This is a genomic window from Pseudomonas sp. G3-39 (assembly GCF_054790485.1).
In genome coordinates, this window is record NZ_CP186497.1 from 3,821,764 (window position 1) to 3,843,206 (window position 21,443).

Annotated in this window: 21 protein-coding genes and 4 tRNA genes; 4 read left to right on the forward strand and 21 right to left on the reverse strand. The window is 60.0% G+C overall.

Going from position 1 to position 21,443, the window contains the following annotated elements; translation table 11 throughout:
* The first annotated feature begins 135 nt into the window (after nt 1–135).
* Both ACOYXG_RS16935 and ACOYXG_RS16940 read left to right on the forward strand, forming a co-directional pair.
* Nucleotides 136–426, forward strand: coding sequence for a DUF1654 domain-containing protein (locus ACOYXG_RS16935; RefSeq protein ID WP_003226395.1), 291 nt, complete (start codon nt 136–138; stop codon nt 424–426).
* A gap of 4 nt (nt 427–430) precedes the next feature.
* Nucleotides 431–1,120 carry an endonuclease gene (locus tag ACOYXG_RS16940; RefSeq protein ID WP_003226397.1) on the forward strand — a complete coding sequence of 230 codons (690 nt, stop codon included), beginning with the start codon at nt 431–433 and terminating at the stop codon, nt 1,118–1,120.
* Between the two features lie 55 nt (nt 1,121–1,175).
* Here the strand turns inward: ACOYXG_RS16940 and ACOYXG_RS16945 are convergent, their stop codons facing one another.
* Together ACOYXG_RS16945 and ACOYXG_RS16950 are read right to left on the reverse strand one after the other, a co-directional pair.
* On the reverse strand, nt 1,176–2,087 hold the full coding sequence (locus tag ACOYXG_RS16945) for a siderophore-interacting protein (RefSeq protein WP_460352922.1): 912 nt from the start codon (nt 2,085–2,087) through the stop codon (nt 1,176–1,178).
* 86 nt (nt 2,088–2,173) lie between these two features.
* Nucleotides 2,174–2,542: a sporulation protein gene (locus ACOYXG_RS16950; protein ID WP_047293271.1), complete on the reverse strand. Its 369-nt coding sequence runs from the start codon at nt 2,540–2,542 to the stop codon at nt 2,174–2,176.
* Nucleotides 2,543–2,792: 250 nt separating this feature from the next.
* Between ACOYXG_RS16950 and csrA the strand changes: the two genes are divergently transcribed.
* A complete protein-coding gene (csrA, locus tag ACOYXG_RS16955; protein ID WP_003179932.1) occupies nt 2,793–2,987 on the forward strand; it encodes a carbon storage regulator CsrA in 195 nt (64 codons plus the stop codon).
* 225 nt (nt 2,988–3,212) lie between these two features.
* Here the strand turns inward: csrA and ACOYXG_RS16960 are convergent, their stop codons facing one another.
* From ACOYXG_RS16960 to ACOYXG_RS16970, 3 genes are all read right to left on the reverse strand, one after another.
* Complete coding sequence (locus tag ACOYXG_RS16960) at nt 3,213–3,668, reverse strand: DUF2214 family protein (RefSeq protein ID WP_460352925.1); 456 nt, start codon at nt 3,666–3,668, stop codon at nt 3,213–3,215.
* A 37-nt stretch (nt 3,669–3,705) separates the two neighbouring features.
* A complete protein-coding gene (locus ACOYXG_RS16965) occupies nt 3,706–3,969 on the reverse strand; it encodes a hypothetical protein (protein WP_460352927.1) in 264 nt (87 codons plus the stop codon).
* 204 nt (nt 3,970–4,173) lie between these two features.
* Nucleotides 4,174–4,250, reverse strand: a tRNA-Val gene (locus ACOYXG_RS16970).
* Between the two features lie 184 nt (nt 4,251–4,434).
* Between ACOYXG_RS16970 and ACOYXG_RS16975 the strand changes: the two genes are divergently transcribed.
* On the forward strand, nt 4,435–5,718 hold the full coding sequence (locus ACOYXG_RS16975; protein ID WP_460352929.1) for an NAD(P)/FAD-dependent oxidoreductase: 1,284 nt from the start codon (nt 4,435–4,437) through the stop codon (nt 5,716–5,718).
* Nucleotides 5,719–5,865: 147 nt separating this feature from the next.
* Here ACOYXG_RS16975 and ACOYXG_RS16980 read toward each other — a convergent pair whose 3' ends face one another.
* From ACOYXG_RS16980 to truA, 16 genes are all read right to left on the reverse strand, one after another.
* Nucleotides 5,866–6,837 (reverse strand): XdhC family protein, encoded by a 972-nt coding sequence (locus ACOYXG_RS16980; RefSeq protein ID WP_460352931.1) that lies wholly within the window; start codon nt 6,835–6,837, stop codon nt 5,866–5,868.
* 1 nt (nt 6,838) lies between these two features.
* A complete protein-coding gene (locus ACOYXG_RS16985) occupies nt 6,839–8,074 on the reverse strand; it encodes a c-type cytochrome (protein ID WP_460352933.1) in 1,236 nt (411 codons plus the stop codon).
* A gap of 2 nt (nt 8,075–8,076) precedes the next feature.
* Nucleotides 8,077–8,616 carry a (2Fe-2S)-binding protein gene (locus ACOYXG_RS16990; RefSeq protein WP_003226408.1) on the reverse strand — a complete coding sequence of 180 codons (540 nt, stop codon included), beginning with the start codon at nt 8,614–8,616 and terminating at the stop codon, nt 8,077–8,079.
* On the reverse strand, nt 8,609–11,440 hold the full coding sequence (locus ACOYXG_RS16995) for a xanthine dehydrogenase family protein molybdopterin-binding subunit (protein WP_460352935.1): 2,832 nt from the start codon (nt 11,438–11,440) through the stop codon (nt 8,609–8,611). The genes ACOYXG_RS16990 and ACOYXG_RS16995 overlap by 8 nt, the downstream gene beginning before the upstream one ends.
* A gap of 487 nt (nt 11,441–11,927) precedes the next feature.
* Nucleotides 11,928–12,004, reverse strand: a tRNA-Asp gene (locus tag ACOYXG_RS17000).
* 94 nt (nt 12,005–12,098) lie between these two features.
* Nucleotides 12,099–12,175, reverse strand: a tRNA-Asp gene (locus ACOYXG_RS17005).
* Between the two features lie 55 nt (nt 12,176–12,230).
* A tRNA-Val gene (locus ACOYXG_RS17010) sits at nt 12,231–12,306 on the reverse strand.
* 168 nt (nt 12,307–12,474) lie between these two features.
* Nucleotides 12,475–13,251 (reverse strand): SDR family oxidoreductase, encoded by a 777-nt coding sequence (locus ACOYXG_RS17015; RefSeq protein ID WP_027611540.1) that lies wholly within the window; start codon nt 13,249–13,251, stop codon nt 12,475–12,477.
* Nucleotides 13,248–14,459 (reverse strand): O-succinylhomoserine sulfhydrylase, encoded by a 1,212-nt coding sequence (locus ACOYXG_RS17020; RefSeq protein ID WP_103484392.1) that lies wholly within the window; start codon nt 14,457–14,459, stop codon nt 13,248–13,250. The genes ACOYXG_RS17015 and ACOYXG_RS17020 overlap by 4 nt, the downstream gene beginning before the upstream one ends.
* Before the next feature lie 80 nt (nt 14,460–14,539).
* The gene (purF, locus tag ACOYXG_RS17025; RefSeq protein WP_003226416.1) at nt 14,540–16,045 is read right to left on the reverse strand and encodes an amidophosphoribosyltransferase; all 1,506 of its coding nucleotides are present in this window, start codon (nt 16,043–16,045) and stop codon (nt 14,540–14,542) included.
* 41 nt (nt 16,046–16,086) lie between these two features.
* Complete coding sequence (locus tag ACOYXG_RS17030; protein WP_007961197.1) at nt 16,087–16,647, reverse strand: CvpA family protein; 561 nt, start codon at nt 16,645–16,647, stop codon at nt 16,087–16,089.
* Nucleotides 16,648–16,745: 98 nt separating this feature from the next.
* Nucleotides 16,746–17,399, reverse strand: coding sequence for an SPOR domain-containing protein (locus tag ACOYXG_RS17035; RefSeq protein WP_096796160.1), 654 nt, complete (start codon nt 17,397–17,399; stop codon nt 16,746–16,748).
* Nucleotides 17,383–18,690 carry a bifunctional tetrahydrofolate synthase/dihydrofolate synthase gene (folC, locus tag ACOYXG_RS17040; protein WP_460352939.1) on the reverse strand — a complete coding sequence of 436 codons (1,308 nt, stop codon included), beginning with the start codon at nt 18,688–18,690 and terminating at the stop codon, nt 17,383–17,385. The genes ACOYXG_RS17035 and folC overlap by 17 nt, the downstream gene beginning before the upstream one ends.
* Entirely contained in the window at nt 18,687–19,607 is a 921-nt protein-coding gene (gene accD, locus ACOYXG_RS17045) for an acetyl-CoA carboxylase, carboxyltransferase subunit beta (RefSeq protein WP_460352941.1), read from the reverse strand. The genes folC and accD overlap by 4 nt, the downstream gene beginning before the upstream one ends.
* A 200-nt stretch (nt 19,608–19,807) precedes the next feature.
* Entirely contained in the window at nt 19,808–20,452 is a 645-nt protein-coding gene (locus ACOYXG_RS17050; protein WP_183780985.1) for a phosphoribosylanthranilate isomerase, read from the reverse strand.
* 64 nt (nt 20,453–20,516) lie between these two features.
* Nucleotides 20,517–21,341 carry a tRNA pseudouridine(38-40) synthase TruA gene (gene truA, locus ACOYXG_RS17055; protein ID WP_027611533.1) on the reverse strand — a complete coding sequence of 275 codons (825 nt, stop codon included), beginning with the start codon at nt 21,339–21,341 and terminating at the stop codon, nt 20,517–20,519.
* Nucleotides 21,342–21,443: the final 102 nt, after the last annotated feature.

The window sequence follows — 21,443 nt, forward strand, 5'->3', positions numbered from 1 at the left end:
CACTCGCCCGTGCGGCGGGTGGTGCTGCCACTTACGCTGAGCGCGACTTTTTCATACAAAATAATCGACCCGACCTACACCAAAATCGGAAAAGCGCTGTCAGAGGATTTTCTTGAATTTTAAGCAGTTGCGAAAATGCTTACAGTTAAATACTGTATGCACGTACAGCTTAATAAGGATAACCTCGTGGCCACCTCTCCTGATGCTCCTGACGCTTACGAACGCATGGGCATGCGCGTTCAGAAAATCATCAATTCTCCTACCGCACAAAAAGCCAAAGCCGCACTGATCTTCCGCCTGCCGGACGAGCCTGTGGATGCATGGGAGCAACTGCTCGAGGAAATCGACGAGAACGACAACGTCACACTCGCCTATCGCGACGATGGCGGCGTGCAGATTTTTTGGGTTGTGCCGAAGGAAGATTGATTCAATGAGTGTCCGCTGTTTTGCTTTGCTGCTGCTGTTCATCGCTTTTGGCGCCCAGGCTGGCGCACCCCGCACCTTTACCGAAGCCAAAAAGGCCGCCTGGAAACTCTATGCACCGCAGTCCACCGAGTTTTACTGCGGGTGCAAGTACACCGGCAACAAGGTTGACTTGAAGGCATGCGGTTACGTGCCGCGCAAAAATGCCAAACGCGCCTCGCGCATCGAATGGGAGCACATCGTCCCGGCGTGGGAGTTCGGTCACCAGCGCCAATGCTGGCAGTCGGGCGGGCGCAAGAACTGCACCCGCTATGACCCGAGTTACCAGAAAGCCGAAGCCGACCTGCACAACCTGGTGCCGAGCATTGGTGAGGTCAACGGTGACCGCAGCAACTTCAGTTATGGCTGGCTGCCGGTGCAATCCGGGCAGTACGGCTCGTGCCTGACCCAGGTCGATTTCAAGGCCAAGAAGGTCATGCCGCGTCCGTCGATTCGCGGCATGATCGCGCGCACCTATTTCTACATGAGCAAGCAGTACGGCTTGCGCCTGTCGAAACAGGATCGGCAACTGTACGAAGCGTGGGACAAAACTTATCCAGTGCAGGACTGGGAACGTCAACGCAATCAGAGCGTGGCGTGCGTGATGGGACGCGGTAATGAATTTGTCGGCCCGGTAAACCTGAAAGCCTGCGGCTGATTCTTCAGCGCAAAAGAAAAGGCCTCGAACGTGATGTTCGAGGCCTTTTTTGTTTTTAGCTGCCAGCCTTGTTGTAGCGCCAGTAGCCCATCAGATTGAGTGACTCGCGGGGGATACCGCACTCCTTGATCAGGTATTTGCGCAGACGCATGACCGCCGCGCTTTCTCCGGCAATCCAGCCATAAAATCCTTCAGGGGCCGTGTTGGCGATCTCCCAGAGTATGTCTTTGTCGATATCGACTTCGGCGAGTTCGGCAGCTTGCCCGACCGATGAATCCTCTGCCGGCAGGAACGCCTGCTGCACTGCCTCTACCATCAGCGCCCCAGCCACTACTTCTGGCGCCTGATCGCGAATCAGCCACTGCACCGACAGCCCAGACCAATCCGGCACCGGGAGCATGTCTGGCACGCTGTCCACTTCAAAGTACGCCTGAGTCTGAGGCGGTTCAGCCATGGCAGCCAACTCGTCAAGAATGCCCATGGCGGCCGGCAATGCCGTGGCATCCGCCACCAGCAAAACCTCCTTGAGCAGCTGCGGCGGTTTCCATTCAAACCCGCCGGCGTCCTGCGCGGAAAAACCGCTGTCGGGAGCGAGAATCTGCATCGACGCTCCCGGCTGCGCACGCAGCGCCCAGCGCGACGCGGGACCGGTTTCGCCATGCAGAACGAAGTCGATGTCGACCTCACCTTGTTCGGCGCGCAAATGACGAATGGTGTAGGTGCGCATTGCTGGCCGGCGGCTCGCCAGCATCGAACGAAAACGGCTGTACCAGCCCTCCTCCTGCGCAAGACTTGCAGGCGATCCATCTTCAGCAGGAAAGAACAGTTTGACGCGCTGATCCGGCGCCCAAGTGGCCATGCCACCTATCGAAGGGTCGGCGAGCGTGATCCGCATCATGTGCGGACTCACCAGCGTCTTGCGGTGCAAAACCGCATTGAAGAGTTTGTAGGGAGCGGCGGAGGCCATGCGGAGCTCCTTCGGGAAATCGTGATTGACTCGTATAAGACGAATCGCCCGCGATGTCCTTTAGGCCGCTCCGCTGAAAGTGCTGCTTACGGCGCGAGCGGATGCTCGACGATCACCGACTCGACGTTCTGCTTCTTGGCCTTCACCAATGCCGCATCCACCTCTACCTTGCGCGCTTGCGCGTCGGCCTGGGAGTTGAACGGACCAATCAGGATCCGCGTCTTTCCGCTGCTGTCCTTGATCACGGTCGGCACGAACGCATGCTCGATCAACCAGCCACTCAGGTCACTGACAGCCTGAGGCGTTTCGCCGCGTACTTCGAGGTCCCATTGCGGGGCGGACGCTGCCGCAGGTGCGGCCGCGACGGCCGTTTTCGGCTTCTGCACGTCTACACTCTTGCCTTCACCACATCCCGCCAATGCCAGTGCCGCGACCATCCAGACCAGTTTGCGCACAACGCTTTCCTCGAAAATCACAAAGCGGCGATCTTAACATTCATAAATACTTCGCGAGGCCCGCAAAATGGGCACAAAACAACGAGATTGATGATTGCAGCCTCTGTATAGTTACGCCCTGGGAATTAATGCCGCATCTGCGCGTCAGAAAGAGGCACCCAAACCGTGAGACTTCGCACTAATCTATACGTACCACCGACCTCTGCACTGTCTGAATCAGGTGCCCTACAAAGCAATCAAGGAGAAGACCATGCTGATACTCACCCGCAAAGTCGGTGAAAGCATAAATATTGGTGATGACATTACGATCACCATCCTCGGCGTAAGCGGTCAGCAAGTCCGTATCGGCATCAACGCCCCGAAAAACGTTGCCGTGCACCGTGAAGAGATCTATCAGCGCATTCAGGCTGGCCTGACCGCCCCGGACAAGCCACAAACTCCCTGAGCCGCATTGCAGTCAGTAGCCAGTCCGTTTGCCTCTGCGTAATGACTGGCTAAAGATTCACGCGCCGTACTGCCATCCGCTCCCCAGTCCACTGGGCACGGCGCCTGACACATCCCTTCTCCGCTTCATTCGCTCCCCTCCCTTTCTCCAGCAGCGCGATACTACCTGCGACTGCCAAGCCTGGCTGTCAGACATTTCCGAGAGGACACAGGGAATTGCTCCCTGCTAGCCAAACGTCACGCCGCGCGCCATGCCGGTAGCTGCAATCATCATCAGTACCAACAGCAGCGCCTCGACATGGCTGATCCGTGCGAACAGCTTTGCACGTCCGGTATCGAGCGCCTTGCCCCGCGCCAATTCGATCCGCCATTTGACCAGCGTGATCATCGGCGCCAGCTCTATCAGCAGAATCAGCACGAACAACGTCATCTTCAAATGAAACAGCGGCTGGTGCAGATAGTAGTCAGTGCCCTTTTCAAAGCCACCGAAGGCGCGCATGCCACCGGTCACCAGTAGCACCAGCGCAGCAATCCCCCACAGATTATCAGCGAGCAAAACCCGCTTGGCCTCACCGACGCCAGCGGCCAGACGACTGAACGCCGTGCCACGGGTCAACACGGCCCAGAAGCCCAGTGCAAAAGCCAAGAGATGAATAGCGGCGAGAAACCAGTGAACCAGCATCAACGAACTCCTTTGAGAAATCCCTGGAAAACGCCAGTCAGTAGTAGTCGAAAAAGGCCGGTTGCGCCCGCACACGATCGTGGGGTTGGAAAGCTTCGCACTGGAAGCCGGGAGACAAAAAGCGCGATTCACCAAATCGCAGGCAAAAAAAATCCCAAGCAGCTGATGGAAGCTTGGGATTTAAAAATGCATAAACCGTGGTGGTGAACGCGGGACAGATGTTACTGAAGTTCACGAACTGCAACAACATTTTTTTGATAACCGGTCGGTTAAAAATATCGGTAACCCGTTCAATATCCACACTTTTTCGACGGATCCAAAAATAAACAGAAAGCCATATCAGCAGATCGTGTTATTTCGAAACACGCTAAGCACTAAGGGTAACGAAAGATCTGAAGATATCGAAGCAAGCCCCTGAAACAAGGCTTTGGCAAATCGCAGACAACAAAAAAGGGCCCACCTTTCGGTGAGCCCTTCTAGACCGCCCAGCAGAGCGGATTTTGTTTGGTAGGCGCGATTGGACTCGAACCAACGACCCCCACCATGTCAAGGTGGTGCTCTAACCAACTGAGCTACGTGCCTGCTGTGAGGCGGCATTCTACGGAATTCCGGAGGGGTGTCAACACCTTTTTTTCACCTAACCCTATGAATATGCAAAATATTTAATTTCGGGCCGGCAGATAAGATTTTTCCGGTGGCTGGCGGAGGTTTTTCAACTCGGGTAGGATCGACGCACTCGTAAAATATATTAAACAGAGGCTGCAGGATGGCGAACACCCCTTACCCAGAGTCTTATTACGCTGCGTCGGCCAATGCCGTACCGCCACGTCCGGCCTTGCAGGATGATGTGGAGACGGATGTCTGTGTGATCGGCGCCGGGTATACCGGGCTGTCGTCGGCGTTGTTTCTGTTGGAGAACGGTTTTCGCGTGACAGTCCTGGAAGCTGCCAAGGTCGGCTTCGGTGCGTCGGGGCGTAATGGCGGGCAGATCGTCAACAGCTATAGCCGTGACATCGACGTCATCGAGCGCACGGTTGGCCCAAAGCAGGCGCAACTGCTCGGGCAGATGGCCTTCGAAGGCGGCCGGATCATTCGGGAGCGCGTGGCCAAGTACGACATCCAGTGCGACCTGAAGGACGGCGGCGTGTTCGCCGCGCTCTCCGCCAAGCAGATGGGACACCTGGAATCGCAGAAGCGCCTGTGGGAGCGCTTTGGCCACACGCAACTGGAACTGCTCGATCAGCGCCGCATTCGCGAAGTGGTGGCGTGCGATCAATACGTCGGCGGCATGCTCGACATGAGCGGCGGCCACATTCATCCGCTGAACCTGGCGCTCGGTGAAGCTGCTGCGGTCGAGTCCCTCGGCGGCACCATCTATGAGCAATCGCCAGCCGTGCGCATCGAGCGTGGTGCCAACCCGGTGGTGCACACGCCGCAAGGCAAGGTCAGGGCCAAGTTCATCATCGTTGCCGGCAACGCCTATCTCGGCAATCTGGTACCGGAACTGGCGGCGAAATCGATGCCGTGCGGCACCCAGGTAATCACCACCGAACCGCTGGGCGATGAGCTGGCGAAATCTCTTCTGCCACAGGATTACTGCGTCGAAGACTGCAACTATCTGCTCGACTACTACCGACTGACCGGCGACAAGCGTCTGATCTTCGGCGGCGGCGTGGTTTACGGTGCGCGGGATCCGGCGAACATCGAAGCGATCATCCGCCCGAAAATGCTCAAGGCGCTCCCGCAACTGAAGGACGTGAAGATCGACTACGCGTGGACGGGCAACTTCCTGCTGACCCTGTCGCGCCTGCCGCAGGTTGGGCGCCTGGGCGATAACATCTACTATTCGCAAGGCTGCAGCGGCCATGGTGTGACGTACACACATCTGGCCGGCAAGGTACTGGCCGAGGCGTTGCGCGGACAGGCCGAGCGTTTTGATGCGTTTGCCGATCTGCCGCATTACCCGTTCCCGGGCGGGCAGTTGCTGCGCACGCCATTTGCGGCATTGGGTGCGTGGTATTACGGGTTGCGTGACAAGCTGGGGTTCTGATCAGTTTTCTTGACTGGCAAACAACTGTGGCGAGGGAGCTTGCTCCCGCCGGGTCGCGCAGCGGACTCTCTTTTATCTAAAAAGAAGGCCTGCTGCGCAGTCCAGCGGGAGCAAGCTCCCTCGCCACAAATATTTGCAGAATTCAGATCAAAGTTGGTCTCGGCTAATCCCGCTACGAATCCGCAAGATATCCGCCAGCACCGCCAAAGCGATCTCCGCGGGTGTTTTGCTGCCCAGGTTAAGCCCGATTGGCGCATGAATCCGCGCCAGCTCGACCTCCCCTAGCCCACCAATCCTGCGCAAGCGCTCGAAGCGTTTCTGCGAAGTCTGCTGCGAGCCCATGACGCCGATGTAAAACGCCTCGGTGCGCACCGCTTCCATCATCGCCAGATCGTCGATGCGCGGATCATGGGTCAGCGCCACCACCGCGGTATCGCGATGACAGCCGCCATCGGCGATGAACACTGACGGCAACTGTCGACGAATCTCCACGCCGTTGAGCACCACGCCTTCGAGCACTTCATCGCGCGGATCGCAGAGAATCACTTCGAAACCCAGACCCACCGCGAACTCGGCACAGGCCTGCGCCACGCTGGAGTATCCCGCCAGCAACAGACGCTGAGCAGCACCGACGCGAATCCGCACCCGATCAATCTCGCGCTCGATGCGCGCACCCTGCTCGCGATCAGTGAACAGACTGCGCGCACCGCTGGCCAGATCGACCTCGCGAATCAAACGGCGCTGGCCGAGCAGCGCCGATTCAAGCTCACGCAGATGCGCCTGCACCTCGCAGTCGGCGTCAAACTTCTCTACCAGTACGTCGAGAATGCCGCCACAGGGCAAGCTGACCCGCGAGCGCGGATCATCGCCTTCGCCGTAACGCACGACATTGACCGCATCGAGAAACGCGCCTTCAGCGACGCGCTCGAGAAAGTCTTCCTCGACACAGCCACCGGACAGCGAGCCGATCCACTGGCCGCTATCGTTCACCGCCAGCAACGAACCCGGCGCACGCGGCGCCGAGCCGTAAGTGGTCAGCACGGTGGAGAGCCAAATGCGCTGCCCCGCCACCGACCACTCCAGTGCCCGCCGCACAACCTGTAGATCGAGATGCTGCATGTCAGTGCGCCTTGTGCTCGACCGCTGGAGCGTCAGCCTGCAGCTTCTGCACGTCGCTCACCGCCAGCTCTGCCGACTGGCCGCCCCAGCCTTGACGCAGGTAGTTGAGCAGATCGGTCAGTTGCTCAGGCTTGAGCTTGTCGGCGAAACCCGGCATCGGTTGCATATGTTCGAACCCGGCGAATTTCTGCTCACCGATACCGTCCTCGATCACCCGCACCAGGTTGCGCGGATCTTCCAGGCGCAGCGTGGTATTGCCACGCATGGCCACGGCGATGTGCGGTTTGCCTTCACCACCAGCGGCATGGCAACCGGCGCAGACGTTCAAATATTCCTGACGGCCGCGCTGGGCGCTCGGGCTGAGTTTGTCCAGCGACACTTCAGTCAGCTCTTTGGCTGCAGGTGGTTTGTCACCGAGGAGGAACGTCGCCATCGCTGCCAGATCCTGATCGTTCAGGCCCTGGGTGCTGTTGTGGAACACCGGGAACATCTCGTTGAACATCGTGCCCTGGGCGCTCATGCCATGCTTGAGGAACGTGCTCAGATCCTGCTGATTCCAGCCGCGCGCCGCCAGATCGGTGGCGAGCAGGCTCGGCGCCAGATAACCGTTGAGGATGCCGCCGGTCAGGCGTTTATCCAACTGCATCGCGCCCGGCAGGCCGCGTGGTGTGTGGCATTCGCCGCAGTGACCGAGCACCTCGACCATGTACTGGCCGCGCTTCCAGGCTGCGCTTTTGCCTTCGGTAGATTCCAGCTTCAAGGCCTTGCCGTACAGCATGTTCCAGCCGATCAGGCCCGGACGCACGTTGAACGGAAAGCTCAGGCTGGTGACCGGCGCGGCGCGCTCGATCGGCTCGATGGTTTTCAGGTATGCATGAATCGCATCCGAGTCTTCCCGCGGCATCAGGTGATACGAGGTGTACGGCATCGCCGGATACAGATTCGCCCCGTCACGACGCTTGCCTTCGGTCAGCGCAGCGAAGAACTCGTCATCGCTGTACAGACCAATGCCGTGCTCTTTACTCGGGGTGATGTTGGTGCCGTAAATCGTGCCGAACGGCGAGACGATCGGCAGACCACCGGCAAACGGCGCGCCGCCCGGTGCGGTGTGGCAGGCCATGCAATCGGCAGCGCGAGCAAGGTATTCGCCGCGCTTGACCTGATCATCAGCGTGAGCAAACAACACTGGCGCAGCCAGCCCGACCGCCAGGGTCAGGCGGGTCAATAGATGCTTCATGCTCAACCCTCCTTGACCAGGCCGAGATCGGTCAGCACGTTGCGCGTGGCGTTGTAGTAACGCACGTACCCGGTGCAACGGCAGATGTGGTGGCCGAGGCTGTCCTCGATGACTTTTTCCAGTTGGCTTTTGACGATCGGCTGGCGCTGCAGCTTCTCCACCAGCACCGTCGCGGCGTTGACGAACCCCGGCGCGCAGTAGCTGCACTGGAAGGCGAATTCGTCGACGAAACGCTGCTGGATCGGGTTCAGCTCAGTGACCTGGCCACTCTCATCACGCTTGGCGTGACTTTCGATGGTGCGGACTTTCTTGCCTTCGAAGTAATGCGCGCCGGTGATGCAGGTGCGCACTTCTTCACTGGTGCCGTCCGGGTTGTCGACGATCACCACGCAGGCGTGGCAGATACCCTGGCCGCAGCCCAGGCGCGAACCAGTGAGATTCTTGTATTCGTGCAGGTAGTCGATCATCGGCAGGTCATCAGGGATGTCCACCGGGCCGACGGATTGACCATTGAGGGTCAGTTGAAGCGGACGGTTAGCCATTGAGGGCCTCCTTGATGCGCGCAGCAGTGATTGGCAGATCGCGAACACGTTTACCGATGGCATGCGCCACGGCGTTACCGATGGCACCGACCACCGGGATCATCACCACTTCGGCGATGCCTTTGGACGGATCGCTAGGCGACAGCGGCGGCAGAATCTCCGCGGTCTGCTTCCACACCGCCACGTGGCGGGCCATCGGCAGGCGATAACGGTTGAAGTTCCAGTCACCCTCCCCCGGTCCGCCTTCGTACAGCGGCATCTCTTCCATCAGCGCGTGACCGATGCCCATGGCAATCCCGCCTTCGAGCTGGCCCTTGACCAGTTCTTCGACCAGCACCCGACCGCACTCGACCCACGAATGGTGGTTGAGCACCTCGACTTCCGCCGAGCCTTTATTGACCTTCAGCTCGACCAACGTGGCCACCGGGCTGTAGTAAGTCACCGCCGCGTTGTTCAACTGGACCACCGGATAGTTGATGTTCTGGCGATCCAGCAGGTGGAAACCCGCCGTGATCATCAACGCTTTCTTCGCCTTCGGCGCGCCATCACCGTACTTCACTGCGAGACCGTCGAGCGGCAGACGCTCGCGCACGCCGTCGATGCTGTATTCGGCCTCGGCCCAGCTCCAGCGGTTGAACGCGTGCACGGTGGCGCCGGTGACCAGACCACGTTCGTGAGCGCGTTTGGCCAGCTCTTCGAAGCTCAATGGCTGCATGCCATTGGCAGTGAGCTTGCCATCGACCCAATGCGCATCTTCACGACGCACCACGTAAGGGTTGGCTTGACCGCCGTAAGGGCCCTGACGCCAGATTTCCATGGCCGCCGGCCACAAACCGTTGTTGAACAGCACGCGCGCCGCTTCACGGGTGGCGTGACTGAAGTAGTAGGCCGAGTTGGTCGCGGACGACGCCGAGGCCAGCTTGCCAACCCAGCGCGGGTTGCGCAGCAGGTTGTCCTGTTCGGCCTGGCTCATGATGTAAGGGTTGCCGCTGGTGATCAGCTGCATTTCCTTCCATTCGGTTTCGCCGGTCTTCACGTCGTGCGCCGGGCTGCCAAGGAAATCAGCAACGACCAGCGCCTGCGAAGTGGACATGCCGGTGCCGATTTCGATACCGATGTGGCGCAGGGTGATGCGACCTTCAGCGGTGAATTCGATGCTGGCCATCGGCGCTTCGGAACCGGTGCCGAAATCTTTCTGGCAAATGGCGAAACCCACGCCGTACCAGTTGTCCGGGTCGGCAGCTTCGCGCTGTTTCTTGATCGCGTCGCGGCTTTTCCAGACTTCGTGCACCGAGGCCTTGTCGAGAATCTCGTGCAGGCGCAGGGCACCGGCCGGAATCGCGCCCTGGGTGTTTTTCATGCCCGAACGCAAGGCGTTCTTGCGACGCAGATCAATCGCGTCAACGCCGAGGCGGTTGGCGATTTCGTCGACCATCATTTCGGTCGAGGCCATGCTTTGCAGGGTGCCGTAACCGCGCATCGAACCCGCTTCAACACCACGCGAGTGATAAGCGGTGACCTGCAGATCGTTCTGCGGCATGTAGTAGATCGACTGCGCTGCCGTGGCACCGACTGCCGCCACCGACGGGCTGTAGTTGATGCGACCGCCACCGTCGACGCTCATCTCGGCACGGAAAATCTTGAAGCTGTAGTCATTCTTGTCCACTGCGAGCTGGTAGCGGATGTCGAACGGGTGGCGCTTGATGCCGCTCTGGAACTGCTCGTAGCGGTCGTTGGCCAAACGGATTGGCACACCGGCGCCATACAGCGCAGCGAGGGCCGCGTAGTAGACGAAGATGTTGTGGTCTTTGGAACCGTAGCCCACGGTGTAACCCGGGTGCATGTTCAGGTTTGCCAGGCCGAAGCGCGATGGCGCGATCATTTTCGCGGTCTCGGTCGCCGCTTCCAGCGGGCACTGAGTGGCGACCACGAAGTGCAGGGTCTTGGTTTTCGGGTCGTACCAGCCGTTGCCGTTGTCCGGCTCCATGGCGGCCGGTTCGATCGACGGGGTCTTGTAGCGCTCGTCGAACACCAGCCAGTTGTCCGGCGGCGTATCGATCTCTTTTTTCATGCGGTCGGCGTAGAACAGGCCGCGCTCGGTCAGGTTGCCGTGCAGGTTCGGCTGGGAATTCCACACCGGACGCCGGTTTTTCAGCATCGGGAACAGAATCGAGTCTTTCAGGCTGGCGAATTCGTCTTCGTCGGCCGAGGTCGCACCGCCCACGCGCACGTAGCGGAAGCTGCCATAAGGGTCGCCTTCGTAGTACGGCACTTGTGCACCGTAACGAATCGCCTTGTCATTGAATTTGAGTTTGTTCTTGGCCTGGCGGAAACGCTCGAAATCGTTCCAGATCAGGATCGCCACCGGGTGGCCGATGAACATCGGCACTTTGCCTTCCGGCAGCAAAGGGTCTGGCGCGTGTTCTTCGGGGAAGACGATGCCGTCCTTGTCCAGATCGGCCGCAGTGACAATGCGGTCAGGTTGCAAGTCCGCGCCCAGCCACGACAGGTCGTAGCCTTCGTAGATTCGGTCGGCCTTGATGGTTTTCAGCAGCATGGCGTGGCCTTGCTGTTCAGGCCAGCCCGGCATGTCCTTGGAGCGAATGTCGCGGGCAAACACTTTGCTGCCGCAGACCTTGGACAGGGCGTCGTTACGTTGGCGTGCCTTGCCGTTGTTGCCGAGCCACTTCTCGGACGGCACGGTGACGCTGTTTTCCATCAAGGCAGCCAGCGCCTGACTGCTGAGCGGCGTGAGCGTGACGCTCACACCCGCCACCAGCCCGCCCTGGAGGAACGAGCGCCGGGATATATCACGGTTGGACATGGATCATCCTCTGGGCGGTTATGTGTCCGCCCTTCTGGTTATCTACTGGGAATCTCGAGTCTTGCAGAAGCCCTTCTTGGCGAAACAAAGGGCGTGTTGACAGTGCAAAGCTGACCGAAAGGTTAACTTTAAAGGTTTCTGAGCGTCCGGCAAACAACCAGTTACAAAAATTTGACTAAAGAATCAAAAAATCAATGCGACGTGGCACCGCAGCAGATCGCCGGGCACACCGACAACCCCCTGTGGGAGCGGGCTTGCTCGCGAAGGCGTACTGTCAGCCAGCACATTATTAGCTGGCACACCGCTTTCGCGAGCAGGCTCGCTCCCACAGGGATTTGCGCTGGATTGAGGAGGGAGGAAGAGAGGAAAGCCAAATTTCAGACACAAAAAACCCCGGTCTTTCGACCAGGGTCTTTGCTATCGATTCCGAAACAACCAGCGGTTGCTTTCGGTGTTTCAAGGCGTTCAGTGGTCCTTGAAACAGATATGGCGCAGCGGACGGGACTCGAACCCGCGACCCCCGGCGTGACAGGCCGGTATTCTAACCGACTGAACTACCGCTGCGTATCGCTTTGAGCTTGCGCTCAAGTAACTCGTTTTGACTGAAAGCTTCGGTGCTTTGCAATCGCGAACCAGACAATGTCTGACTCGTAAAATATGGCGCAGCGGACGGGACTCGAACCCGCGACCCCCGGCGTGACAGGCCGGTATTCTAACCGACTGAACTACCGCTGCGCGTCGGTGGAGGCACTTTCAGCCTACCTCTTGCTTTCGCAAGTTTCTCGGGGAGTGGTGGGTGATGACGGGATCGAACCGCCGACATTCTGCTTGTAAGGCAGACGCTCTCCCAGCTGAGCTAATCACCCGTTTGCATCTCCGAGGCCGCGAAATTTACGCAGGTAGCGAACCTAAGTCAATAGCAGGATTGAAGTTTTTCTGAAAAAGACGAAATTGCTTCATTCCCTGAAGAAAGCAACAACCCTGAAACCGCTATCGCGAGCAGGCTCACTCCCACAGGTTTGCGGCTTCGCTTCTTAGTCCGTGTAAATCATCTTCTTGGTCATGCCGCCATCCACGACGAATTCCTGCCCAGTGACAAACCCGGCATTGCGCGACAACAGCCACGCGACCATCGCCGCCACATCCTCGACCGTCCCTACCCTGCCCGCCGGATGCTGAGCATGATCGGCATCGGCCAAAGGCTCGGCTCGCCGCGCAGAAGGATCCCGGGCATCAATCCAGCCAGGGCTGACCGCATTGACGCGAATTTCCGGCCCGAGGCTGATCGCCAGCGCGTGGGTCAGCGCCAACAACCCGCCCTTGCTCGCCGCATACGCCTCGGAATCAGCCTCCGACTGCCGCGCACGGGTCGAGGCCAGATTGACGATCGAGCCGTTGTGCGCGCGCAGATACGGCGCACAGTGCTTGGCCAGCAGCATCGGCCCGCTGAGATTCACCGCCAGCACCCGATTCCAGTACGCCAGATCAAGACTTTCCAGGGTGATGTTGTGCGGGTCAGCGACTGCCGCGTTGCACACCAGCGCATCGAGACGACCAAATTGGCCGAGCACCTCGGCAACGCCCAGCGCGACCTGACTTTCATCCGCCACGTCCATGGCGATGAACCAGGCATTCTCGCCCAGCACCTTCGCCACTTTCGAACCGCGCACACGATCGAGATCAGTCAACACCACTTGCCAGCCTTCGCTGATCAACCAGGCCGCGATACCCAAACCGATGCCGCGCGCAGCACCGGTAACCAGCGCCACGCGGCCATGGGTGCCCGCCTTCGGAGTAGACAACTCGATCACAACGCCGCCAGACCGCGCGACAGATCAGCCTGCAGGTCCGCCACGTCTTCCAGACCGACCGCGATGCGGATCAGGCTGTCACGAATCCCTGCTGCTTCACGCTCCTGTGGCGCCAGACGGCCATGGGAGGTGGTGCTCGGATGAGTGATGGTGGTTTTGCTGTCACCAAGGTTGGCGGTGATCGAGATCAACCGGGTGGCATCGATAAAGCGCCACGCGCCCTCTTTGCCGCCCTTGACCTCGAAACTCACCACCGCGCCGAAGCCCTTCTGCTGACGCTGGGCCAGTTCATGCTGCGGATGGCTCTTGAGACCGGCGTAATGAACCTTCTCGATACCGTCCTGCTGCTCCAGCCATTCGGCCAGTTGCTGGGCGTTGGCGCAGTGCGCCTTCATCCGCAGATTCAGGGTTTCCAGGCCCTTGAGGAAGATCCACGCGTTGAACGGACTCAGTGTCGGCCCGGCGGTGCGCAGGAAACCGACAACTTCTTTCATCTGCTCGCTGCGACCGGCCACCACACCGCCCATGCAGCGGCCCTGGCCGTCGATGAACTTGGTCGCCGAGTGCACGACGATGTCCGCGCCGAGTTTCAGCGGCTGCTGCAAGGCTGGCGTGCAGAAGCAGTTGTCGACCACCAGCATCGCGCCTTTGGCGTGAGCGATTTCCGCCAGTGCGGTGATATCCACCAGCTCGGCCAACGGATTGGACGGCGACTCGACGAACAGCAGCTTGGTGTTCGGCTTGATCGCCGCATCCCAACCCGACAGATCGGCCAGCGGCACGTAATCAACTTGCACACCGAAACGCTTGAAGTACTTCTCGAACAGGCTGATGGTCGAACCGAACACGCTGCGCGACACCAGCACGTGATCACCGGCACTGCACAGGCTCATCACCACCGCCATGATCGCGGCCATGCCCGTGGCGGTGGCGACCGCTTGCTCGGCACCTTCCAGAGCGGCAATGCGCTCTTCGAACGCGCGCACGGTCGGGTTGGTGTAGCGCGAGTAAACGTTGCCCGGCACTTCCCCGGCAAACCGCGCTGCTGCGTCGGCAGCGGTGCGGAACACGTAGCTGGAAGTGAAGAACATCGGATCACCGTGCTCGCCTTCCGGCGTACGGTGCTGACCGGCACGTACGGCCAGGGTATCGAACGCTACGCCTTCGAGGTCGCTGTCCAGCCGACCGGCATCCCATTCCTGACTCATGCTGTCACTCCTTGCCCTGTTCTGAATAAATGAAAGTCTTTTGCCAGATACAAAACCGGCCCCTCAGGGCCGGTAGAAACTCAGTTGTTGTACAGATCGATGATCGCACTGACCGCCTGGGTCTTGACCTTGGAGGCATCGTTGCGTGCCTGCTCGATCTTGTCCAGGTAAGCCTCGTCGACGTCGCCGGTCACGTACTTGCCGTCGAACACCGCGCAATCGAAGTTTTCGATCTTGATCTTGCCGCCACCGACCGCTTCGATCAAGTCAGGCAGGTCCTGATAGATCAGCCAGTCAGCGCCGATCAGATCCGCCACGTCCTGAGTCGAACGATTGTGCGCGATCAGTTCGTGAGCGCTCGGCATGTCGATACCGTAAACGTTCGGGAAGCGTACGGCCGGAGCCGCCGAGCAGAAGTAGACGTTTTTCGCGCCTGCTTCGCGGGCCATCTGGATGATCTGCTTGCAGGTGGTGCCGCGTACGATCGAGTCGTCGACCAGCATCACGTTCTTGCCGCGGAATTCCAGTTCGATGGCGTTGAGCTTCTGGCGAACCGACTTCTTGCGCGCCGCCTGGCCCGGCATGATGAAGGTCCGGCCGATGTAGCGGTTCTTGACGAAGCCTTCGCGGAATTTCACACCCAGGTGGTTCGCCAGCTCCAGCGCGGCGGTGCGGCTGGTGTCCGGAATCGGGATGACCACGTCGATGTCGTGCTCCGGACGCTCGCGCAGGATCTTCTCGGCGAGTTTCTCGCCCATGCGCAGACGCGCCTTGTACACCGACACGCCGTCGATGATCGAATCCGGACGCGCCAGGTAGACGTGTTCGAAAATGCACGGGGTCAGGGACGGGTTGGTCGCGCACTGACGGGTGTGCAGCTTGCCGTCTTCAGTGATGTAGACCGCTTCGCCCGGGGCCAGATCGCGGATCAGGGTGAAACCGAGCACGTCCAGCGAAACGCTTTCGGAAGCGATCATGTACTCGACGCCTTCGTCGGTGTGACGCTGGCCGAACACAATCGGACGGATGCCGTGCGGGTCACGGAAACCGACGATGCCGTAACCGGTGATCATCGCCACCACCGCGTAACCGCCGACGCAACGGTTGTGCACGTCGGTCACGGCGGCAAACACGTCTTCTTCAGTCGGTTGCAGCTTGCCGCGCTGGGCCAGCTCATGAGCGAACACGTTGAGCAGCACTTCCGAGTCGGAACTGGTGTTGACGTGACGCAGGTCGGATTCGTAGATTTCCTTGGCCAACTGTTCAACGTTGGTCAGGTTGCCGTTGTGCGCCAGGGTGATGCCGTAAGGCGAGTTGACGTAAAACGGCTGCGCTTCGGCCGAGGTCGAGCTGCCGGCAGTCGGGTAACGGACGTGGCCGATACCCATGTGGCCGACCAGGCGCTGCATGTGACGCTGCTGAAACACGTCACGCACCAGACCATTGTCCTTGCGCAAGAACAACCGGCCATCATGGCTGGTCACGATACCGGCAGCGTCCTGGCCGCGGTGCTGGAGCACGGTTAGCGCGTCATACAGCGCCTGATTGACGTTCGACTTACCGACGATACCGACGATGCCACACATGCGACGCAACCCCTACTTAATGGATCTGAACTGAACAACACTCACTGAGGCGTTTTGGCCGACGGCAAGAGTTGCTCCTTGAACGGAATATCAGCGGGTACGCTGATTCCGCTGGCAAGCCACTGACTGCTCCACCCGAGAATCAGGTTTTTGGACCAGTCGGCGACCAATAGAAACTTTGGCACGAGCTGTGATTCTTTCCACCACCCGTCCTGCTGTACCGGCCCCAGGCTCAACAGCCCGACTGCCACGACCACCAGCAACACGCCACGCGCCGCGCCGAAGGCCATGCCCAGGAATCGGTCGGTGCCGGACAACCCGGTCACGCGCACCAACTCGCCGATAAGATAATTGATCATTGCGCCCACGATCAGTGTGGCGACGAACATGATGGCACAGCCCGCGATCACGCGAGCCGATGGGGTTTCGATGTATCCGGCGAGGTACTCGGACAGTGAGCCACCGAACATCCAGGCAACCGCTCCTGCGATGATCCAGGTCACCAGCGATAATGCTTCCTTGACGAAGCCGCGGCTCAAACTGATCAAAGCGGAGATGGCGATGATTGCAACGATCGCCCAGTCAACCAGGGTAAATGGCACAGTGCAGCCTACAGACGGATAAGGCGGCGCATTTTAGCAGAGCGCACCGCTGTCGGTAAGCTGCGATTTTCAGTGCATTTCAATCGAATCGATAGATCCTAGCCGCGCTCGGGCTGGAAGCGCACGACAAAACCCTTGAGGTTCTGCTGGCGGCTCAATAGATCACGTAGACGATCGGCCTCGGCACGCTCGATCAGCGGCCCGACGAACACCCGATTCTTGCCATCGGCGGAACGGATATAGGCGTTATAGCCTTGGCTGCGCAGAGTTTTCTGCAGGCTTTCGGCGCTGGCGCGACTCGACAGGCTGGCCAGTTGCACCGACCAGCTGACCGACAGGCCATTGGCATCGACGCGACTTTGCGTAGTGTCAGGTTTCGACGCAGCAGCAATAGGCTGAGCAGGTGCCGGAATCGGTTTGGCCACCGCAGGCGGCGCAGTCGGCTTGGCGATTGCTATGGGCGCCGTCGGCGCCGGGGCTGCCGCGATTGGTGCAGCAGGCGCAGTATCTTCTGCGACTTCTTCATCCGCTGGCACCGGTTCTTGCGGCAAAGCCTGCGGCTCAGGCACGGCCACCGATTCCATTTGCACCTGCGGCATCGAAGGGGCTTGCGGCGCGGCAGGCGCCTCGACCGTCACTTGACGTTGCTCGTCCTGGCGGGAAAACAGCATCGGCAGGAAAATCACCGCCAGTGCCACCAGCACCAGGGCGCCAACCATGCGCTGCTTGTACGCTTTATCCAGCAAAGCCATTTGCCGCTTCCTCCGTGGAGCGCCGGGCCAACCATTCAAGGGCCTCGGCGACACAATAAAATGATCCGAACAACAGAATCTCGTCGTCGCTGGTTGCGATCTCGCACTGCCCTTCCAGCGCAGCCGCGACACTGTCATAGGACGTGACGGACGCGCCAAGGTTCTGCAACCCGGCGTGCAATTCACTGACCGGACGCGAACGCGGCGAATCCAGCGGCGCGACCGCCCAATGCTGGACACTAGCATTCAATTCGCCGACAACACCATCCAGATCCTTGTCGGCCAGCAAGCCGAACACCGCCAGGCGCTTGCCTACCGGCGGCCGAGTGGCCAGGCGCCGCGCCAGATACTCCGCCGCGTGCGGGTTATGCCCCACGTCCAGCAGCAGGTTCAGGCGCTTGCCATCGAATTCGAACGAGCGGCGATCCAGCCGGCCGACCACGCGAGTGGCCTGCAAGGCAGCAACAATTTGCGACGGATTCCACGGCAAACCGAGCAGCAGATACGCCTGCAAGGCCAGCGCGGCGTTTTCCATCGGCAGATCGAGCAGCGGCAAATCATGCAATTCGACCACCTGACCTTGGGCGTCAGTGCCGCGCCATTGCCAGTGGTGATCGGTGATCCCAAGATCGAAGTCGCGCCCGCGCAGAGAGAATGGGCACGCCAACTCGCGGACCTTGTCGAGCAACGGTTGCGGAGGATTCAGGTCACCGCACAGCGCAGGCTTGCCCTGACGGAAAATCCCGGCCTTCTCGAAGGCCACGGATTCGCGGGTATTGCCCAGGTACTCGGCATGATCGACGCCAATGCTGGTGACCAGCGCGATATCGGCGTCCACCACATTGACCGTGTCCAGACGCCCGCCCAGCCCGACTTCCAGCACCACAGCGTCAAGTTTTGCCTGTTGAAACAGCCAGAACGCCGCCAGGGTGCCCATTTCGAAGTAAGTCAGGGAAGTGTCGCCACGCCCGGCCTCGACTGCAGCGAAGGCTTCGCACAGCTGAGCGTCAGTGGCTTCGACGCCATTGAGCTGCACCCGCTCGTTGTAACGCAGCAGGTGCGGAGAATTGTAGACACCCACGCTCAGGCCCTGCGCCCGCAGCAATGAAGCCACGAAAGCGCAGGTCGAACCCTTGCCGTTGGTGCCGGTGACCGTAATCACCCGAGGCGCCGGCTGGCCCAGTCCCATGCGGGACGCTACCTGTTGCGAACGCTCCAGCCCCATGTCGATGGCCGATGGATGCAACTGCTCAAGGTAGGCGAGCCACTCGCCAAGGGTACGCTCGGTCATACGTTGGCAGGCACCGGTGGAACGACGATTGGCTCGATAGGAGCGGCGACGTAGGTCGGAGTCGGCTGGCCGGTCAGTTGCGCCAGCAGATTGCCCAGGCGTGGACGCAGTTCACGACGATCGATGATCAGATCGATCGCGCCATGCTCCAGCAGGAACTCGCTGCGCTGGAAGCCTTCCGGCAGTTTTTCACGCACGGTCTGCTCGATCACGCGCGGACCGGCGAAGCCGATCAGGGCTTTCGGCTCACCGACGATCACGTCGCCGAGCATTGCCAGGCTGGCGGAAACGCCGCCGTAGACCGGATCGGTCAGCACCGAGATGAACGGAATGCCTTCTTCACGCAAACGCGCCAGTACCGCCGACGTCTTGGCCATCTGCATCAGCGAGATCAGCGCTTCCTGCATGCGCGCACCACCGGAGGCGGCGAAGCAGATCATCGGGCAACGGTTTTCCAGGGCGTAGTTGGCGGCGCGCACGAAGCGCTCACCGACGATGGCGCCCATGGAACCGCCCATGAAGCTGAATTCGAACGCCGACACCACCACCGGCATACCCAGCAGGGTGCCGCTGACGGAGATCAGCGCGTCTTTTTCGCCGGTCTGCTTCTGTGCAGCGACCAGACGGTCCTTGTACTTCTTGCCGTCGCGGAATTTCAGACGGTCAACCGGCTCCAGATCTGCACCCAGCTCGTTGCGGCCTTCGGCATCCAGGAAGATGTCGATGCGCGCCCGTGCGCCGATGCGCATGTGGTGGTTGCACTTGGGGCAAACGTCCAGGGTCTTTTCCAGCTCAGGGCGATACAGCACAGCCTCGCAGGACGGGCATTTGTGCCACAGACCTTCAGGCACCGAGCTCTTCTTGACCTCCGAACGCATGATCGAAGGGATCAGTTTGTCTACCAACCAGTTGCTCATGCTTTCTTTCTCCAGTACCGGCGGCCCGAACGCTCTGGTTCGCAGCCCCGCGTATGCCCTTCAGCTAAATTCATGTGTGTGGCGATGATTGATGGAACGCCGCGGTCAGCGCGGAACATGACCTGCGTGCAACTCCAGAAACCCTCAGCCTCGCCTGCTTTGTGCAAGTGCATTGATGGACGGCGGCAGTTCGCCAGCCGTCACATCGAAGTAGACGCTCCCTGCGAGCTTCTACGTACGGCATTGATGAACGCGCGGATCTTCGCATGATCCTTGATGCCCTTGCTCGCTTCTACCCCGCCGCTGACATCGACCGCGTACGGTTTGACCCGGGCCACAGCGTCGGCGACGTTTTCCGGGGTGAGGCCACCGGCCAGGATCAGCGGCTTGCTCAACGCTTGCGGAATCAATGACCAGTCGAACGCCTCGCCGGTTCCGCCCGGCACGCCTTCGACGTAAGTGTCGAGCAGCACGCCACTGGCACTCGGATAGGCATCGACGGCAGCGGCGATGTCGTCGCCAGCCTTGACCCGCAATGCCTTGATGTACGGACGATGCCAACCTTCGCACTGTTCAGCGGTTTCGTCGCCATGGAACTGCAACAGATCCAGCGGCACGGCATCGAGGATTTCCCCCAGCTCGCAGCGGCTGGCGTTGACGAACAGGCCCACCGTCGTCACGAACGGCGGCAAAGCCTGAATGATCGCCCTCGCCTGCTGCACGTTCACTGCACGCGGGCTCTTGGCGTAGAACACGAACCCGATCGCATCCGCCCCGGCCTCGACCGCTGCCAACGCATCTTCTATGCGGGTAATCCCGCAGATCTTGCTGCGAACGGCTGACATATCGAGAAAAACTCCGCGTCAAATTCGGGAAAGTCCCGGATGGTAACAAATGCGTTCGAGGGCGTCAGCCGTCAAGTTCCGAGAAACCCGTAAGGAAATGTGGCCCGATAAAACGCTCGGGCAACGGAAATTCGTCGTGATACTCGACCTGCACCAGATACAACCCGTACGGATGCGCTGTCACGCCACCGGAACGGCGCTCGCGGCTTTCCAGCACTTCCTTCATCCACTCGACCGGGCGCTCGCCAGCACCGATGGTCATCAACACACCGGCAATGTTGCGCACCATGTGGTGCAAAAAGGCGTTGGCGCGGATATCGAGCACAATCATCTTGCCGTGACGGGTCACGCGCAGATGATGCATCTTCTTGATCGGCGACTTGGCCTGGCACTGACCAGCACGGAACGCACTGAAATCGTGGGTGCCAATCAGATATTGCGCAGCTTGCGCCATGCGCTCAACGTCGAGTGGGCGGTGGTTCCAGGTGATCTCTTCGTTGAGATGCGCCGGACGAATCTGATCGTTGTAGATCACATAGCGATAACGCCGGGCGATGGCTTTGAACCGCGCATGGAAATGCGCCGGCATCACCCGCGCCCAACTGACACTGATGTCGTGGGGCAGATTGATATTGGCGCCCATCACCCAGGCTTTCAGCGAACGATCGACTGGCGTGTCGAAATGAACCACTTGTCCGCAAGCATGCACCCCGGCATCGGTACGCCCGGCGCACTGCAGCGAAATCGGCGAATTGGCGACTTTCGACAAGGCTTTTTCGAGCTCTTCCTGCACCGTGGCCACGCCGGTCAACTGACGCTGCCAGCCGCTGTAGCGCGAGCCTTTGTACTCGACGCCCAGTGCCACACGGTAAAAGCCTTCGGGTGCCATTTCGGCGACCGGGTTATCTATGTTTGCCAAGGTGGGACAGCCTGCTGATGTACAAAGGCGGGCATTATAAGGCTGTGAGTCGGGGATGCCAGTCAGTTCTGT